The sequence below is a fragment of the Flavobacterium collinsii genome, assembly GCF_902804485.1.
Taxonomy (GTDB): Bacteria; Bacteroidota; Bacteroidia; order Flavobacteriales; family Flavobacteriaceae; genus Flavobacterium; species Flavobacterium collinsii.
In genome coordinates this window covers 128755-146627 of sequence record NZ_CADCST010000078.1, presented here as the reverse complement: position 1 = coordinate 146627, position 17873 = coordinate 128755, and the positions used below count along the sequence as shown (strand labels likewise).

Sequence of the window (17873 nt, the reverse complement as noted above, 5' to 3'; positions counted from 1 at the left end):
TATGGATTTAAAAGAAATTCAAAACCTAATCAAATTTGTAGCAAATTCGGGAGTTGCAGAAGTAAAGTTGGAAATGGATGACGTGAAAATCACGATCAGAACAACTTTAGAAACAAATGTAACTGAAGCTACTTACGTACAACAATTGCCAGCTCAGGCTGCATTGCCACAAGCAGTTGCTCCTCAACAAACAGCTCCGGTAGTTGTAAATGTAAATGCAGAGGCGCCTGCTGCTGTTGAAGATTCTAAATTCATTACTATTAAATCTCCAATTATTGGAACTTTTTACAGAAAACCATCTCCAGACAAACCAGTATTTACTGAGGTTGGAAGCACTATCGCAAAAGGTGATGTTCTTTGTGTAATTGAAGCAATGAAATTATTCAATGAAATCGAATCAGAAGTTTCAGGTAAAATTGTAAAAATTCTTGTTGACGATATGTCTCCTGTAGAATTTGACCAACCTTTATTCTTAGTTGATCCATCATAAATAAATTTAGATTTTAGATTTTAGATTTTAGATTGATCTGACAGAATTAATACAGACATCTAAAATTATCTAATGATCAAATTGTCTAATTATCTAATTAAAATAAGATGTTTAAAAAAATATTAATTGCAAATAGAGGAGAAATTGCACTTCGTGTAATTCGTACATGTAAAGAAATGGGAATCAAAACTGTAGCAGTTTACTCTACAGCCGATGCAGAAAGTTTACATGTTAAGTTTGCTGATGAAGCGGTTTGTATTGGTCCCCCTCCAAGTAACTTATCGTATTTGAAAATGTCAAATATTATTGCTGCTGCCGAAATTACTAACGCAGACGCAATACATCCAGGATATGGTTTTCTTTCTGAGAATGCTAAATTCTCAAAAATTTGTCAGGAACACGGAATCAAATTTATTGGTGCAGCTCCTGAAATGATTGATAGAATGGGAGATAAAGCTTCTGCTAAAGCGACAATGAAAGCTGCAGGAGTTCCATGTGTACCAGGTTCTGACGGATTATTAGAATCTTTCGAACAAACACAAAAGTTAGCTAAAGAATTTGGTTACCCGGTAATGCTTAAGGCTACTGCTGGTGGTGGTGGAAAAGGAATGCGTGCTGTATGGAAAGAAGATGAATTATTGAAAGCATGGGAAAGTGCACGTCAGGAAGCTGCTGCTGCATTTGGGAATGACGGAATGTACATGGAGAAACTTATCGAAGAGCCACGTCATATCGAAATTCAGGTTGTTGGAGATTCATACGGAAAAGCATGTCACCTTTCTGAAAGAGACTGTTCGGTACAACGTCGTCACCAAAAACTAACCGAAGAAACACCTTCACCATTCATGACAGACGAATTGCGTACAGCAATGGGAGAAGCTGCTGTAAAAGCGGCAGAATTCATTAAGTACGAAGGAGCTGGAACAGTAGAGTTTTTAGTGGATAAACACAGAAACTTCTATTTCATGGAAATGAATACCCGTATTCAGGTAGAGCACCCAATTACAGAACAAGTAATTGACTACGATTTAATTCGTGAGCAAATTATGGTAGCGGCAGGAATTCCAATTTCAGGAAAAAACTACTTACCGGAATTACATGCTATCGAATGTCGTATTAATGCCGAAGATCCTTATAATGATTTTCGTCCTTCACCAGGGAAAATTACTACACTTCACATGCCAGGAGGACACGGAGTACGTTTAGATACTCACGTTTATTCTGGATATACAATTCCGCCAAACTATGATTCGATGATTGCTAAGTTAATTACAACTGCACAATCTCGTGAAGAAGCAATAAGCAAAATGCGAAGAGCTTTGGATGAATTTGTTATCGAAGGAATCAAAACCACAATACCATTCCATAGACAATTAATGGATGACCCAAGATATATTGCAGGAGATTATACTACTGCTTTTATGGATACATTTAAAATGAAACCTATAGAGGAATAAAACTGAAGGCTGTCGATTTCGACGGCCTTTTTTATTTTACCAAATGGTAAGCCCGATAGGTTTTAAGAATCTATCGGGCTTGTTTTTTAGTGAAGTAAACACTTCTGGTGTGTATTTTTTATACATGTTTTGCCCGAGTTACACACTTTTTGTAAATCTGAAATTCTGGCACAAATGGTTTAATCCCTTTAAAAATAAGGATTTAAGCGAATGTAGATACAACGTTTTCGTTACGGCATAATAATTTCATTATCTAAAGCGTAAACAACTATTAATAATTTAAAATATACACATTATGAAAAATTTATTTCTATCAGCCGCAATTGTTTTAGGAGGTTTAACATCATTCGCATCAAACGCTCCAATAGCAAGCACTATCGTTAAGACGGTTTCTGTTGCAGACGAATATACAGAAATCAAATTAGAAGAATTACCTGCTCCGATTACAGAGGCTTTGAAAAAAGCATATCCAAGTGCAGTAGTTACAAAAGCGTATAAAAACGAAAAATCAGAGTACAAACTAGACGTTACAGTAGGAGAGAAGGTAGGTAATCTTTTTGCTAATGCAGATGGAACCTGGATCAAAAAATAATTTAAAAAAGCTCTTATGTTTATTCGAGTTAAGAATACCAAAATAAAATTAAGAGTACTAAAATATACACACTATGAAAAATTTATTTCTATCAGCCGCAATCGTTTTGGGAGGTTTAACATCATTTGCTTCAACTTCACCAATATCAAATACAATCGTAAAAACAGTAGTTATCCAGGATGAGTACACTGAAATTAAAGTAGAAGAAGTTCCTGCTGCTGTAATTGAAGCTCTTAAAAAAGCGTATCCGGATGCAATACTTTCAAAAGCATACAAAAACGCAAAAACAGAGTATAAACTTGATGTTACTGTAGGTGACAAAGTAGGCTCTCTTTATGCAAATGCAGGCGGAAGCTGGATCAAAAAATAATTAATAAAGAACCATAAAAAAGGATCATTATGAAAAAGTTAATCTTATCGGCGGCTATCTTATTAGGTGGTTTGTCAATGCAGGCAGGAAATGTAACTGCGAAAAGTTCAATAGTACAAACTGCAAGCGTTCAGGACGAATATAAAGAAGTTGATGCAGTTCCGGCTGCAATTAAAACTGCTTTAGACAATGCTTATCCGGGTGTGAAACTGGATAAGGCCTATGTAAATGCAAAGAAAGAGTATAAAATAGAAATAACCGTTAGAGGTGAAAAATCTGTAGTTTATACAGATGCTTCGGGAAACATTCTTAAAAAATAACTATTAGTAACCCATAAAAACCATTTATTATGAAAAAGTTAATCTTATCAGCAGCAATTGTTCTGGGAGGTTTGTCAGTTCAGGCAGCAAGTCCGGTAATGCAAACATTAGGTGTTCAATCTGTAATTGTTCAGGATGAATACAAAGAGATTGGTGTAGATGCAGTTCCTGCAGCAGTAAAATCAACAATCGAAAAATCTTTTCCAAATACGAAACTTGAAAAAGCGTATAAAAACGAAAAAGACGAGTACAAACTGGAGATCTCAACCGGAGATAAAAAGTACACTGTATTTACAGATGCTTCCGGGAACATCCTTAAAAAATAATTAAAAAGAAAGCACTATGAAAAAGTTAATCTTATCAGCAGCAATAGTTTTAGGTAGTATGTCAATTTATGCTTATAAAGTGACCACTCCAAAATTAGAAAAAATAACTGTTTCTGTTCAGACAGAATATACAGAAGTTAGTGCAGATGCTGTACCTGCCGCTGTAAAAACAGCATTGCAAACCGCTTATCCGGGTGCTAAACTGGTGAAGGCAGCAGTAAACGAGAAAAAAGAATACAAACTTGAGATATCAGTTGGTGACCAAAAGGCTACTGTTTTTTCAGATGTCAATGGCAACTGGTTGAAGATATAATTAGGTGAATTTAGATTTATGTTTTTGGTGAAAAAGAGATTGCGATAAGCAATCTCTTTTTTTTTACATAATTTTGTGAAAAGACAATTTTATTAGTATTATTTTAGCAAAAAAGTCCTCAAAAGCAAATGCCAAAGATATTACTGATAGAAGATGATATTTCGTTCTGTAAATTATTAGAAAAATTTCTAATCAAAAAAGCGTACGATGTAACTATTGCTTTTTCGGCTGCCGAAGCCAGAATTGCGATCAAAAAAGAATCTTTCGATTTGATTTTAACAGACCTTCGTTTGCCTGATTCTGATGGTATTGGACTAATGTCAGAAATCAAAACTACTTATCCTCAAATTCCTGTAATTTTAATGACAGGCTATTCTGATGTTAATACCGCTGTTAAAGCCATAAAAAATGGCGCAGCCGATTATATTTCAAAACCCTTCAATCCCGATGAAGTTTTATTGGTGATTACAAATGCTTTAAAAACTTCGGAAACCGAAACAGAAGAAGTTCCTGTGAAGGAGAAGAAAGCAGTGAAAAAACAAATTTCTAGTGAAAACGAATTTGTAAAAGGAATTTCTGTCGCTTCAAAAAAACTGCTGGATCATATTCAATTGGTAAGCCCAACAGATATGTCGGTTTTAATTATAGGAGAAAGCGGAACAGGAAAAGAAATCATTGCTAAAAGTATTCACCAGCAAAGTTTGAGAAAAAACAATAATTTTATTGCGGTCGATTGCGGAGCCATACCAAAAGAACTGGCGGCAAGTGAATTTTTCGGACATTTAAAAGGATCTTTTACCGGAGCAATCAGCGATAAAATGGGTTATTTTGAAGCGGCCAATGGCGGAACTCTTTTTCTGGATGAAATAGGGAATCTGTCTTATGAAAACCAAATTCAATTGTTGCGTGCGCTTCAGGAACGAAAAATTAAGCCCGTTGGAAGTAATAAAGAAATAAACGTCGATATACGCATTATTACTGCTACAAACGAAGATTTGCGAGAAGCGGTAAAAAACGGCGATTTTAGAGAAGATTTATACCATAGAATCAACGAGTTTTCGATATTGTCCCCATCTTTAAAAGAGAGAGACGAAGATTTGATGGTATTTGCTGATTATTTTCTGGAAAAAGCAAATCAACAGCTGAATAAAGAGGTTATTGGTTTTTCGCCGGAAGTCGTTGCCATTTTTCAGAATTACAATTGGCCCGGAAATTTACGCGAATTACAAAATTGTGTCAAACGTTCGACATTGCTGTCTAAAGGTGAATTTATCGAAAGTGATGTGTTGCCTGTAGAGTTTTTCCAAATACAGAAAGAGGCGAACTCAGGAGGGAGTTTTTCGTTATCTGAAAATGAAAAAGAAGCCATCATTCAGGCACTGTCAAAAGCACAGAATAATAAATCTGAGGCGGCTAAATTGCTTAAAATTACGAGAAAAACGCTTTATAATAAATTAAAGCACTATAACATCGATTAAACTATTTCCTGACGTAAGGCATTAAAAAGCAGATCTGTTTTTGATTTCAAAGTATTAAAAATGCCTTTTGCCTCCGAAATGTCAAGATTCTTGCTTTCCAGAACCCTTAAAATTTCGCCTATTTCGCGTGTTTGAATTTGTTTGAACATAGGAGCCATTCGATGTGCAATCGAGTTAATTTCGTCCGTATTTTTTTCTTCAATAGCATTTTCTAAAGCGTTCAGATTTTGAGAACTATTTTCGATAAACGCTTTGAGAATTTCTTTGAGTGCTTCTTCATCATTGCCTAAAAACTCTTTTAGGGTGTCAAGAGCATACAATTCTGAAGTAATAGTCTCTTCGCTCTTGTTGATATCTGCATTTGGTAATGTGTCGTGTTCCAGAATAAGATGAATCGTCTCCAGTAGTATTTTAGGTGAATATGGTTTTTGAATTACCGTAGTAAAACCAGCTTCGGTGTAAATCGTAGCATCCAGATCAGTTCTTCCGGTTAAAGCAATTACAGGTTGGTTTTTAAAAGTCGGGTAACCGCTATTTTTTAGTTTTTCCAAGAACATAAAACCGTCCATCTCTGGCATTTGTATGTCGGTGATGATAAAATCGAAAGGGGTGCTCTCAATTGCTTCTAAAGCTTTTTGGGCGCTGTTAAAAGAAAACACCTGGTGTTTTTCCTGTCTTAAAACACCACTCGTTAAGTTCAGAAGATTGATGTCGTCGTCAAGAACAATAAACGTCTGTTTTTGGGTGTCCAGGATAATGGGTTGTTTTTCGTCGATAACCGTGTTTTGACTGGCATCGAATAATAAAGGAAGCTGAATTTGAAAAGTACTTCCTTTTCCAAAAGTGCTTTCAAGGTTTAAGGTTCCGCCCAAAATCGAAATTATTTTCTGACAGATGGATAATCCTAAACCGGTTCCGCCATATTTTTTTTCGATATTTTCATTTGCTTGTGCAAATTCTTCAAAAACTAATTTCTGATTTCCCTTTTCGATGCCAATTCCTGAATCCTGAATTGAAACAATAAAAAAGTCATTATTTTCTGTAACGTATACACTGATTTTTATAAAACCTTCTTCGGTGAATTTATAAGCATTTCCGATAATATTACTTAAAATTTGCTTTAACCTGAAAGGATCACCTACAATACGGCTATTTAGTTTGTCGTCGATATTGATAATAAGATCGATGTTTTTCTGCTTGTATACGGTTTGGATACTTTTGGCGACTTCATCTATTATTTCCGGTAATAGAAATGGTACTTTTTCAATCGTAATTTTTCCGGCTTCAATCTGAGAAAAATCCAATAAGTCCTGAACCAGTTGCGTAATGTATTCAGAAGAATTTTTAATGTTTTTGATGAAATAAGACTGCTTGGTGTTCACGTCAGAATTCCCCAGAAGTTCCGAATATCCTACGATCGTACTCAAAGGTGTCTTTAAATCGTGACTCACCGTAGAAATAAGTTGTTCACGGCTTTTCAGCAAGTTTTTTGTTTTAAAATTCGCAATCTCCAGCTTCTTTTTATAAACCTGCGATTTAGAATAATCGCTTACAATTAAAATCGAGAAAAACAGAGTCAAGACCAAACCAATAATGGCTGAAGCTGTTACAATTTCATTCACTTTTTTAAGTGACTTTTCTTTTAAAGAGTTGTTTTTTATCGAATTGATGATGATTTCCCTTTCGATAATCCGAAGTACTTTTCGGAGCTGATCTGAAATGGCAATTTCATTCTTTAATAACTTATTTTCTTCGAAATTCAGCGATTCTTTTTTCTTTTCGGCTTTCAGTTTTACATTGCTTAGCAGTTTTTTCGAATTGGCAAGAATGGAATCCGAGGCTTGTTTGCTTAAGGTGTTGGTACTATCATCGGGAATATTCTGATTGAGATAATCCACGTATTTTTGAAGTACATTTCGTTGGTAACTGCCTAACTGATTTGGGTTTTTATTGAAATCCTGAAGTTCTAATTTTCGGAGTTTAAACTCCATTTTGGTAATTTCATCGATTGCCGTATTAACTGAAACTTCATCGTCGGCTTTATTTTTTATGGTTTTTAATTGTCTGATGTTTTTTGTCTTTTCTGACAATAAATAGGTAACGCTATCTAATAGTGTTTTTTGATATTGTGTAGTAACGATCTGTTTTAAGGTATCGATTCTGGACTTCAAAGAGTCGGTTTCGGTAAGGTAGCTTTTGAAATCTTCCTCCGAATTGGTTTGAATAGTTTTCCTTGCTAAACTTTCGGTTTTGTAAACATTCGAAAACAGCTTGCTTACTTTTAGGATCTTGGTTTTTTCAAAAGCAATTTTATTTTCCAGTTTGTTGTAAACCACATTTTCAGCATACAAGAACCATCCCACGGTAACAACCAATCCCAGTAAAGCAATATAACTGAAGAGTACTTTTATCGGCATGTAACTTTTTTTACTCTCCATTTGGTAATGTTATAAGTTTTAGGAAGTTTATTGGGGAAACAACCGCAATTTATTTAAAATTTCGGTTTTATAAATATAAAATAATGCTAATGTTTTTATATAATTAAAAGATTTGAAAAACAAAATAGCCGCAGATTTTATCACCTGCGGCTATTTTTTTATTTTAAGTATTTCAATTTAAAGTGTCTCGTTCAGCCATTTAAAAAATTCACCTTGCCAAACCTGAGCATTTTGTGGATGTAAAACCCAGTGATTTTCATCAGGGAAATACACAAATCTACTTTTGATCCCTCTTAATTGAGCGGCCTGAAAAGCTTCTTGTCCTTGTCCGATTGGCACACGGAAATCTTTTCCACCCTGGAAAATTAAAATAGGTTTGTTCCAGTTTTGAACCAAAGTTGCAGGGTTAAAGACAGTATAAGATTTTTGAGCTGCAGCATTGTCTTTCTCCCAATAAGGGCCGCCAAAATCCCAGTTGTTAAAGAAAACCTCTTCGGTAGTTCCTAACATACTTACGGTATTGAAAACACCGTCGTGAGCGATAAAAGTTTTGAAACGGTTTTTGTGGATTCCTGCTAAATAAAACACAGAATATCCTCCGTAGCTTGCGCCTACACATCCTAAACGGGATTTGTCTACATAATTTTCTTTAGAGACATCATCGATTGCCGAAAGGTAGTCATCCATAACCTGTCCACCCCAATCTTTACTAATCTGCTCGTTCCATTCAACACCATGACCCGGCATTCCGCGACGGTTTGGTGCAACCACCACATAACCTTTTGCTGCCATTAAGGAGAAATTCCAACGGAAAGAATACGATTGTGTCAAGGCGCTTTGAGGCCCTCCCTGGCAGAACAATAAAGTTGGGTATTTTTTCGTAGCATCAAAATTTGGAGGTAAAATTACCCAAACCAACATTTTTTTACCATCTGTAGTAGTTACATAACGTTTTTCTGTTTTGCTAAGTGCTAATGTTTTGTAAGTTTCTGTATTTACATTTGAGATTTGTTTCCATGTATTTTTCTTTAGGTTAAAAGAATAAATTTCCGGAGCGTGATTCATATCGTTTCTGGTTACGATGATATCATCACCTGCAAAACCTACTAAGTCATTCACATCAAAATCTCCATTAGTCAATTGACGAACCTGAATTGCAATTTTGGTTAATCCCGGGAAATTAACAGAAAAAAGCTGTTTTGTACCATCAACCGGAGCTACGAAAAACACGGTTTTACCGTCTTTACTCCAGATGAAATTGTCTACAGTCCCATCCCAGTTTGCTGTAAGGTTTGTTTTGATACCTTTAAATTCAACAATAAGATCGTTTTTATCGGCTTCGTAACCGTCACGTTTCATTTGCAGCCACGTTAGATTTCCTGTTGGAGAAAACTGTGGAGCTGTATCATAACCTAAATTACCTTCGGTTCTGTTTATCGTTTTCTGAGTCTCTAAGTTGTATTCGTAAATATCCGTATTAGTAGAAATTGCATATTGAGTTCCTGCTTTTTTCTTGCATACATATAAGATGCTTTTTCCGTCAGGAGACCAGATGTAATCTTCGTCACCACCAAAAGGTTTTTGCGGAGAATCAAAGTTTTCACCTTTCAGGATGTCAATTCCGGCTGCACCTTCTTTGTTTTCTTTGTAAAAAACGTGGTTGAATTTGCCTTCATTCCAGGTATCCCAATGACGATAGTCCAATCCGTCATAAATCTGAGCATCTGATTTATCCAGTTTTGGATAAAAATCTTTACCTAAAACTTTTTCTAATTTTACCTCCTCGTTGTACACTAAAAATTTTCCGTCAGGCGAAACGTTTTTGTCGGCCAAGACTTCTTTGGTGTCTTTGATTTCGGTAGCATTTCCACCATTTACAGGAATGATGTAAAATTTTGAAGACGATTTGTTTTCTTCAATAGAAGGTGTCGAAACCTTAAAAACAACATTTTTTGCATCTTTCGAAAGTCCAAGTGCGCTTACTCGTCCTAATTTCCATAACAATTCCGGAGACATTACATTCTGTCCGATAGCGTTTAAACTCATCATTATTAAGGTTGTAAATAATACTTTTTTCATAATAAAATTCTAATTTTTCGTGGGCTAAAAATACAACAATTAAATTCCAAATTAGCTAAATTCCAAATTCCAAAAATTGTTAAAGTTTATGGTGTTGAGTTTTAAACTTTGGAGTTGATTTTATAGGCTACGAATTCACAAATTATTTTTTGATAATCTTTAAGAATAAAAATTCGTGAATTCGTGGCAAAAAAAAACTTTATAACAGCTCTTGTAGTTTGGAATTTAACGAGTTGGAATTTTAAAAATATAAATTTCTATCTTAAATTTATTTCCTAAATTGGAATTTGGATTTTAACTAATTGAAATTTATTATTAATGATGGAACTAAGTTATTGGGAGCTTAAAAATTGGTTTACAAATGTTGATTATACTATTGTTGGAAGTGGAATTGTAGGCTTACATGCTGCATTACGCTTACGCGAAAGGTTTCCGACAGCTAAAATTCTGATATTAGAAAAAGGAATGCTGCCTCAGGGCGCAAGTACCAAAAATGCCGGTTTTGCCTGTTTTGGAAGTCTCTCCGAAATTATGGAAGATCTCAAAACACATTCAGAAGAAGAGGTGATTCAGCTTATCGAAAAAAGATGGAAAGGTCTGCAGTTACTGCGGAAAAGACTCGGTGATGCCGCAATAGACTTTAAGCCTTATGGGGGATATGAACTGTTTTTAAAAGAGGATGATCTTAATTTTGAAGCCTGTATTTCGAGACTGTCTTTTGTCAACGAAATTTTAAAGCCACTTTTCAAAGCTGATGTTTTTACTAAAGAAACGGATCGGTTTGGGTTTGGGAATATTCAGAACGATTTAATTTTTAATCCGTTTGAAGCACAAATAGATACCGGAAATATGATGCAGGAACTGTTGCGACAAGCTGTTTCTGAGAATATATTGATCTTAAACCAGCAAACTCTTACCGCTTATTCTGATTTGGGAAATCAGGTTGAAGTTGTACTGGAGAATTTTAGTTTTAAATCCCAAAAAGTACTTTTTGCAACCAACGGTTTTGCAAATAAGCTAACAAAAGGTGCGGTAAAACCTGCCAGAGCACAAGTTTTAATTACGGAACCCATTGCAAACTTAGGAATAAAAGGTACTTTTCATCTGGATCGCGGGTATTATTATTTCAGAAATATTGGTGACCGGATTCTGCTGGGAGGAGGACGAAATCTCGATTTTGAAACCGAAACAACAACAGAATTTGGCCAAACTAAAATTGTACAAAATAAATTGGAAGATTTACTTAAAAATGTAATTTTACCGAATCAGGATTTCCAGATAGCCCATCGTTGGAGCGGAATCATGGGAATTGGAAATAGTAAAAACCCTGTTGTTACTCAATTGTCTGAAAACGTGTTTTGTGGCGTTCGATTAGGCGGAATGGGAGTAGCAATTGGAAGCTTAATAGGAACAGAATTAGCAGATTTAATATAATGGCAGCAACCAAAAAACCGTTACCAAAAAAAACAAACACAACTAAACCAAAGCCGGGAGCTAAAAAAGGCAATCGAACTTTTGGTGAAAAAGTAAAATGGTTTTTCATCAAATTATTTTTATGGTTCTTCGGAATCTCAATTGCCTCAGTGGTATTTTTTAAATATGTGCCCGTGCCTTTTACGCCATTAATGATCATTCGTGCGATCGAGAACAAAATGGCAGGTAAAGAAGTTTATTTTGATCATGACTGGGAGCCGATCGATAAGATCTCAATGAATCTGCAAAAAGCAGTGATAGCCAGTGAAGACGGAACGTTTTTAAAGCATAATGGTTTTGATTTCAAAGCACTGCAAAAAGCCTATAAAAGTAATGAACGCGGACGCAGAATTCGTGGAGGAAGTACCATCTCACAGCAAACTGCCAAGAATGTATTTTTATGGCAGGGCAAAAGTTATCTGCGTAAAGGACTGGAAGCTTATTTTACCGTTTTGATTGAATTGATCTGGGGTAAGGAACGTATTATGGAAGTGTACCTGAACAGCATCGAAATGGGGGATGGAGTCTACGGAGCTTATGCTGCTACCGAGCATTGGTACCGTCGCGACGCTTCGAGTCTAACGCCTATGCAGGCTGCAGGAATTGCAGCAATATTGCCAAATCCAAGAAAGTTTAAAGCAACAGGATCTTCCAGTTATATCAACCGAAGAAAAGAACGAATTGTTCGTGAAATGCGTTCGGTTGGGAAAATAAATTACAATGCGAACTAAAAAAGCCTTTTTTTTATACGGGTTGTTGATAACAGCTTTGACTTTTGGACAGACAAAAACCACAGAAATTGGGTTAATTACAGATAACGATTTATACACTTCGTCTAAAAACGATATGTATTACACCAATGGAATTGAGCTTTTCTATCGTTTTTTATCGAAAAACAACAACGAAAAAATAAGTAAAAAAATTACCGAGTTTCGTATTGGACAGTATATTTATAATCCGAGATTTATAAACGAGGCGGCGGTAACCATTAATGATCGCCCTTTTACCGGTTATCTTTTTGCTGAAGCAGGGCGAAGTTTTTTCTATAAAAGCGAATCGGTTTTAAAAACAGATTTTCAGCTCGGTTTTATGGGGCCTAATGCCATGGGAAGAGAAACTCAGGAAAGTTTCCATCATCTTATTGGGTACAAAACGGTGTATGGTTGGGAAAACCAGCTGCACAACACATTCGCTATTCAGGCGCATGTAATGTATTCGAAGAAATTATTTCTTTCGAAGCACAATAATTTTATCGATCTTCACTTTCAGTCGGAAGCAAATGTAGGGACTATTTTTACAGGTGTTTCAACAGGATTGCTGACTAGAATTGGTTTCAAAAAATTACTTCCAATTTATGATTCTAATATGCATGACGCTTCTGTAAGCGATGTACCGCAATATGATGTTCGCGAATTTTATTTCTATGCGATGCCAAGTGTCAATTACCAGTTTTATGATGCTACAATCGAAGGCAGTATGTTTAGCAATACCAGTCCGTTGACATTTGATTTGGAACCACTTCGTTTCAATGCTGAGGCGGGTATAAAATTACGCCACAATAACTTCAATATGTCGTATTCGTTTATGTACCGAGGCAGAGAATTAAAAGATCCGGATACCAATACCAATTCGGGATATTTTTACGGGTCGATTCGATTTGGGTATTTGTTGAATTAGTTTTTTTGAGTTGCGGATGTTTTTGGTTCGCAAAGACGCTAAGGCGCAAAGTTTTGTCCTTGTACTATTGTTATTAGGTGGTGCATTTTGTGTTGTTTACTTGCCTTATCTGGATTTATTGCCGGATATAGTTGCCGGGTAAATGCCCTTTTGACTCTATTGTATTATCCGTTTTTTTCAAAAAGTTAAATCTGATTAAAGAGCCCTCAAGACCCTGACCAAAATCTACAATATATAGATCATCGGTTTTCGCTATTTGCTGTGGAAATATTCGATTTGTTGATGTTTTAATCTGATTTTTACTGAAAGAATAGGTACTTCCGTTCAAATTATATTTGATATCATTTTTTGTGAAAGTTAAAGTAGCTCCGGTTGTATTATCTTTCCAGGTCCCCTGTATCCAGGAAGGAGAATGAAAAACTCCCTGTGTATCTTCGTCACTTGACGAACAAGAAGTAATAAAAATAAGGCTCAGTAGTAAAATTAAATTTCTCATTTTTTTGGTGCTTAAAAGTGGTATTGCCTAAACCTAACAAAAACAATTCCGGACTCTCTTCTTCTGATACATTTAACTTTTATTTATAGGTATAACTTCCATTTCTAGTAAAGTACCAGACTACAATCTTTTTGATAAACAATATAATATTAGGGAAGAGGGATTGTTCTTTGTCAGCAAAATTCTCCTCTCCGCATTTTATAAGGTTAAGGTTTAACCTTTTGGTAATGTTGCAAAAAATCTAAATCTTTATTTTTAACTCAAAATTAAAGTTATGGAAATCAATTGGGTAGTAATAGGAATTGTAGCAGCCGCCGTAATAGTCGTGATCGTATTTACAATCAAGAAAAATCAGAAAGAGAAAAAGAAACTGACAGACTTATTAAATAACGATTTTAAGAAAGCGGAGAAAGAAAGAGTAGATGCCGAAGATTCTGCGAATGAACGCTGAGAGATTTCTTTCTTAAATTAGAAAAACCGTATTCCAATAAAGAAATACGGTTTTTTTGTGGAGAATACCGGATTCGAACCGGTCACCTCTTGCCTGCCAGGCAAGCACTCTAGCCAAATGAGCTAATCCCCCAAAAGCGAGAGCAAATTAAGTCAATTAATTTTCAAAAAGCAAATTTCAAATCACTTCAACCGAAAATATTTTTCAAAAGTGTAACTTTACGATCAAATTTATTTTTTATGAGTGCAGAAAAACAAGACGGTTCTTTACAAACTACTTTTCATAATGCTGTTGCAACGGTTGAATTTGGACATCCGGCCAGCAATTCTTTTCCAAGACAATTATTAGATCGTTTAACTTCCGAAATTAATGCTTTAAGTGAGAACGAAACAGTTTCGGTTATTGTTTTGAAAAGTTTAGGGGCTAAAGTTTTTTGCTCCGGCGCCTCTTTTGATGAGCTGTTAGCAGTAAAAAATGAGAAGGAGGGGACACACTTTTTCTCTGGGTTTGCTCATTTGTTAAATGCGATGCGAAATTGTTCTAAAATTATTGTAGCACGCGTTCAGGGGAAAGCAGTTGGTGGTGGTGTCGGAATTATTTCTGCCTGTGATTATGTCTTAGCAACTCCTGAAAGTGCGGTTAAATTGTCGGAGTTGGCAATCGGAATTGGTCCTTTTGTAATTGAACCCGCCGTTTCGCGTAAGATTGGAAAAGCAGCAATGACCGAAATGACTTTGGCAGCACACGAATGGAAATCGGCAACATGGGCATTAGAGAACAAATTGTTTACGGAAATTCATAATGCGGAAGATTTAAATACCGCAGTGGTAAATTTTGCGCAACAATTAAGTTCTTATAATCCAGATGCTTTGTACGAAATGAAGAAAATTATTTGGGAAGGAACGGAACATTGGGAATCATTGCTTATCGAGCGTGCAGGAATAACAGGGAAATTGGTTTTATCTGATTTTAGCAGAAAAGCTTTGGAGCAGTTTAAGAAATAGGAGAAACCTCAATAGTATTAGGTTCTTTATGTGGATTCAAATTATGATATTTGTCATTGGCTGCGGTGATAGAGGAATGTAAATTTGGAAGCTGTTAAAAAATTTTGAACTACAGATTGAGAGTAATCTTTTTAGGTTTTGAAGTGTTTTTTTACGGTTGAACATAAACAATAAATCAAGATGAGAATTATTTCGTTGTTGCAACAAGTAGATGTTGCAGAGAAAATTAAGACTGCTCCGGATAGCAGTTATCAGATTGGAGTGGTGATTGGATCCTTTATTCCTTTCGTTGTTTTAATCGGAATTGCATATTGGATGTATAACAGAGCCAAAAAAAGAGGCGAGAACGGTTATTAATTTGTAAATTTGCAACCTAAAATTCAAATCGATGAGTAATATCAGAATTACAAAACAATTTAGTTTCGAAACCGGACATGCTTTATACGGTTACGACGGAAAATGCAAGAACGTTCACGGACACAGTTATAAATTATCGGTAACGGTTATTGGTTCGCCAATTACAGACCGATCGAATGTGAAATTCGGGATGGTGATTGATTTTTCGGATCTAAAGAAAATTGTAAAAGAAGAAATCGTCGATCAGTTTGATCATGCTACGGTTTTTAATGAAACAACACCACATATCGAATTGGCAAATGAACTAAAAAATCGTGGTCATCATGTTATTTTAGTGGATTACCAACCAACTAGCGAGAATATGGTCGTAGACTTTGCCGATAGAATCACGGCACGTTTGCCTAAAGAAATTTCTCTTTTCTCTTTAAAACTTCAGGAAACAGAATCGTCGTTTGCAGAGTGGTATGCTTCCGATAATTTGTAAAAAAGTAAATTGTGAGATGTAAAAAGTTAGACGTTTCACATTTTACATTTGGCATCTCACAAATCACATCTCACATCTCACAAAAAAACTAAATGAAAAAAGTATATTTCGCTTCTGATCAGCATTTTGGGGCTCCAACTGCAGAGTTGAGTTTACCGCGTGAAAAGAAATTTGTTGCATGGCTGGACGAGGTGAAAGGTGATGCCGAAGCTATTTTTTTATTGGGGGATTTGTTTGATTTTTGGTTTGAATATAAAACGGTTGTTCCAAAAGGTTTTGTTCGTATTTTAGGGAAATTGGCGGAAATTCGGGATAGCGGTGTTCCTATTTATTTTTTCGTGGGTAATCATGATTTATGGATGAATGATTATTTTGAAACCGAATTGAATATTTCGGTGTATCATGACAATAAGGAATTTACTTTTAACGGAAAAACATTTTTAATTGGTCACGGTGACGGAAAAGGGCCTGGTGATAAGGGGTACAAACGAATGAAAAAGGTATTTACAAATCCTTTTTCAAAATGGCTGTTTAGATGGCTTCATCCTGATGTTGGCGTAAGCTTGGCGCAGTATTTATCAGTCAAAAACAAATTGATTTCGGGTGATGAAGATGTGAAATTTCTGGGAGAAGAAAATGAATGGTTGGTTTTGTATGCTAAACGCAAACTGGAGACCAAACACTACAATTATTTTATTTTTGGCCATCGCCATTTACCGATGGTTATTCCGGTTGGAGAAGACTCCAAATATGCTAATTTGGGCGACTGGATTGGTTATTTTACCTACGGAGTTTTTGATGGAGAGACCTTTGAGCTTAAAAAGTTCGAATAGCAGCTATTTTTTATTACCTGGATAAATTCCGATTTTGTGTGTTCTCAAAACGTAATTTGACTTCTGTTTACTTTTTGAAAGCTGGAATGTGATGGCATTCGACATCTGTTTTGGCATATGACATGCTACACAATTATCTGCCAATAAGAGCTCAGAACTGTTTTTTAACGTTGTTGCGTTGTGTTTTAGATCCTGATGACAACTCATGCATATTTTAGAATAACTCACAAGATTTTGCGAAGCATCTGCGTGCGGATTATGACAAGTCATGCAATCCATAGTTGCACTCTTCTGGAAACATTTACTTTGAGCAAGTAAACCTAATTGATTGCCGTGTACATCAAAATGTATACTGTCATTTGAGGCATGAGTGGCTCTGAAATAATCGGTAATATTATCTCCGGGTTTAAATTGAAAACGGGATTTCATTTTTAGTTTGTCATTTCCGGAGTGACAGAGTGCACAGGCATCTAGTCTTTGTTGTCTGGTGAGATTTTTAAAAGAAACAATACTTTGGGGTTTGTTTTTTAAATCAGGAAATTCTAAATGGGTTTGAACGTGTTGTTTGGCGGGACCGTGACAACGTTCGCAGTCGATTCCGTAGACCAAAGTTTTTTTATTCAGGAAAGGCTCCGTTTCCATTGCCATACCTTTAACCTGATCCGAACTTGTGGTTACAAAACTGCCTGCAATATTTGAACTGTGGCATGCATAACAATCTTTTGGGATTTCTCTGGTAAAGTTAGCTGCGTTAGCAGGATAACCGGGACTTGTTGCCCAATTGTTTAGTGATTTGTAGTACGATATTGGCAGCTCGTAAGTAGTATGGTTTTTCCAGAATGCACTTGTTTGAGCATGTTTAGTGCCAAAAAGAATATCAAACGGATAGGCTTCGATTTCTTTTCCGTTTTTGTAAAGTACCTGGTACAGACTGTCATTTCGTTCTTCCATGACTAACGTAGTGTTTTTGTCATAAACGAAAGTGTTATGCCCATTTGTAAAATGACCCAATATGTTTTCTTTAGAAGCGGGTGAGGTTGCTTTAAAATGCGAACTGTGAAAAGCGGTTTCGTATTGCACCTTATGGCATTGAATACAGCTTTCAGAACCGGCATAATCGGTTCCTCTGGGGTCGATGTAATTGTCAGATTCGTTCTTGCAACCCGTTATAAAAAAGAGTAATGCAACAACAGAAAAAAGAATGCCTGTTTTTTTCATTGTTGTAAATATACTTT

At 35.7% G+C, this 17873-nt stretch carries 20 protein-coding genes and 1 tRNA gene; 16 read left to right on the top strand and 5 right to left on the bottom strand.

Annotated features, from left to right (window positions below):
* Window position 1 precedes the first annotated feature (1 nt).
* The 8 genes from accB to FLA105534_RS10215 all read left to right on the top strand — a co-directional run bounded on the left by accB (window position 2) and on the right by FLA105534_RS10215 (window position 5346).
* On the top strand, window positions 2-490 hold the full coding sequence (accB, locus tag FLA105534_RS10250) for an acetyl-CoA carboxylase biotin carboxyl carrier protein (RefSeq protein WP_173966028.1): 489 nt from the start codon (window positions 2-4) through the stop codon (window positions 488-490).
* Between the two features lie 107 nt (window positions 491-597).
* Window positions 598-1947, top strand: a complete 1350-nt coding sequence (gene accC, locus FLA105534_RS10245; RefSeq protein ID WP_173966027.1) for an acetyl-CoA carboxylase biotin carboxylase subunit — start codon at window positions 598-600, stop codon at window positions 1945-1947.
* A gap of 295 nt (window positions 1948-2242) precedes the next feature.
* Entirely contained in the window at window positions 2243-2539 is a 297-nt protein-coding gene (locus tag FLA105534_RS10240) for a hypothetical protein (protein ID WP_173966026.1), read from the top strand.
* 73 nt (window positions 2540-2612) lie between these two features.
* On the top strand, window positions 2613-2909 hold the full coding sequence (locus tag FLA105534_RS10235; RefSeq protein ID WP_173966025.1) for a hypothetical protein: 297 nt from the start codon (window positions 2613-2615) through the stop codon (window positions 2907-2909).
* 29 nt (window positions 2910-2938) lie between these two features.
* The gene (locus FLA105534_RS10230) at window positions 2939-3229 is read left to right on the top strand and encodes a hypothetical protein (protein WP_173966024.1); all 291 of its coding nucleotides are present in this window, start codon (window positions 2939-2941) and stop codon (window positions 3227-3229) included.
* A 29-nt stretch (window positions 3230-3258) separates the two neighbouring features.
* A complete protein-coding gene (locus tag FLA105534_RS10225; RefSeq protein ID WP_173966023.1) occupies window positions 3259-3555 on the top strand; it encodes a PepSY-like domain-containing protein in 297 nt (98 codons plus the stop codon).
* A 16-nt stretch (window positions 3556-3571) separates the two neighbouring features.
* Window positions 3572-3868 (top strand): hypothetical protein, encoded by a 297-nt coding sequence (locus FLA105534_RS10220; RefSeq protein WP_173966022.1) that lies wholly within the window; start codon window positions 3572-3574, stop codon window positions 3866-3868.
* Between the two features lie 128 nt (window positions 3869-3996).
* Window positions 3997-5346 (top strand): sigma-54-dependent transcriptional regulator, encoded by a 1350-nt coding sequence (locus FLA105534_RS10215; RefSeq protein ID WP_173966021.1) that lies wholly within the window; start codon window positions 3997-3999, stop codon window positions 5344-5346.
* Here FLA105534_RS10215 and FLA105534_RS10210 read toward each other — a convergent pair.
* Window positions 5343-7784 (bottom strand): ATP-binding protein, encoded by a 2442-nt coding sequence (locus tag FLA105534_RS10210; RefSeq protein ID WP_173966020.1) that lies wholly within the window; start codon window positions 7782-7784, stop codon window positions 5343-5345. The two genes, FLA105534_RS10215 and FLA105534_RS10210, sit on opposite strands and share 4 nt — an antisense overlap.
* Before the next feature lie 177 nt (window positions 7785-7961).
* Window positions 7962-9863 (bottom strand): S9 family peptidase, encoded by a 1902-nt coding sequence (locus FLA105534_RS10205; protein ID WP_173966019.1) that lies wholly within the window; start codon window positions 9861-9863, stop codon window positions 7962-7964.
* A gap of 321 nt (window positions 9864-10184) precedes the next feature.
* Here FLA105534_RS10205 and FLA105534_RS10200 point away from each other — a divergent pair, with 321 nt between their 5' ends.
* From FLA105534_RS10200 to FLA105534_RS10190, 3 genes are read left to right on the top strand one after another with little or no spacing between them, the layout of a single operon-like run.
* Entirely contained in the window at window positions 10185-11297 is a 1113-nt protein-coding gene (locus tag FLA105534_RS10200; RefSeq protein WP_173966039.1) for an NAD(P)/FAD-dependent oxidoreductase, read from the top strand.
* Window positions 11297-12067: a monofunctional biosynthetic peptidoglycan transglycosylase gene (gene mtgA / locus FLA105534_RS10195; protein WP_173966018.1), complete on the top strand. Its 771-nt coding sequence runs from the start codon at window positions 11297-11299 to the stop codon at window positions 12065-12067. Before FLA105534_RS10200 ends, mtgA begins: the two co-directional genes overlap by 1 nt.
* Entirely contained in the window at window positions 12057-13013 is a 957-nt protein-coding gene (locus FLA105534_RS10190) for a lipid A deacylase LpxR family protein (protein ID WP_173966017.1), read from the top strand. The genes mtgA and FLA105534_RS10190 overlap by 11 nt, the downstream gene beginning before the upstream one ends.
* A 115-nt stretch (window positions 13014-13128) precedes the next feature.
* On the opposite strand, the gene FLA105534_RS10185 is transcribed toward FLA105534_RS10190, so the two are convergent.
* The gene (locus FLA105534_RS10185) at window positions 13129-13509 is read right to left on the bottom strand and encodes a hypothetical protein (RefSeq protein WP_173966016.1); all 381 of its coding nucleotides are present in this window, start codon (window positions 13507-13509) and stop codon (window positions 13129-13131) included.
* A 274-nt stretch (window positions 13510-13783) separates the two neighbouring features.
* Here FLA105534_RS10185 and FLA105534_RS10180 point away from each other — a divergent pair, with 274 nt between their 5' ends.
* Window positions 13784-13960: a hypothetical protein gene (locus FLA105534_RS10180; RefSeq protein ID WP_173966015.1), complete on the top strand. Its 177-nt coding sequence runs from the start codon at window positions 13784-13786 to the stop codon at window positions 13958-13960.
* 58 nt (window positions 13961-14018) lie between these two features.
* Here FLA105534_RS10180 and FLA105534_RS10175 read toward each other — a convergent pair.
* Window positions 14019-14092 (bottom strand) — tRNA-Ala (locus FLA105534_RS10175).
* A 107-nt stretch (window positions 14093-14199) separates the two neighbouring features.
* Here FLA105534_RS10175 and FLA105534_RS10170 point away from each other — a divergent pair.
* The 4 genes from FLA105534_RS10170 to FLA105534_RS10155 all read left to right on the top strand — a co-directional run bounded on the left by FLA105534_RS10170 (window position 14200) and on the right by FLA105534_RS10155 (window position 16638).
* Entirely contained in the window at window positions 14200-14964 is a 765-nt protein-coding gene (locus FLA105534_RS10170; RefSeq protein ID WP_173966014.1) for an enoyl-CoA hydratase/isomerase family protein, read from the top strand.
* Window positions 14965-15144: 180 nt separating this feature from the next.
* Entirely contained in the window at window positions 15145-15321 is a 177-nt protein-coding gene (locus tag FLA105534_RS10165; protein WP_173966013.1) for a hypothetical protein, read from the top strand.
* A gap of 31 nt (window positions 15322-15352) precedes the next feature.
* Window positions 15353-15805 (top strand): 6-pyruvoyl trahydropterin synthase family protein, encoded by a 453-nt coding sequence (locus FLA105534_RS10160; RefSeq protein ID WP_173966012.1) that lies wholly within the window; start codon window positions 15353-15355, stop codon window positions 15803-15805.
* 92 nt (window positions 15806-15897) lie between these two features.
* On the top strand, window positions 15898-16638 hold the full coding sequence (locus FLA105534_RS10155; protein WP_173966011.1) for a UDP-2,3-diacylglucosamine diphosphatase: 741 nt from the start codon (window positions 15898-15900) through the stop codon (window positions 16636-16638).
* 3 nt (window positions 16639-16641) lie between these two features.
* Here the strand turns inward: FLA105534_RS10155 and FLA105534_RS10150 are convergent, their stop codons facing one another.
* Window positions 16642-17856, bottom strand: coding sequence for a cytochrome c3 family protein (locus FLA105534_RS10150; protein WP_173966010.1), 1215 nt, complete (start codon window positions 17854-17856; stop codon window positions 16642-16644).
* Between the last annotated feature and the right edge of the window lie 17 nt (window positions 17857-17873).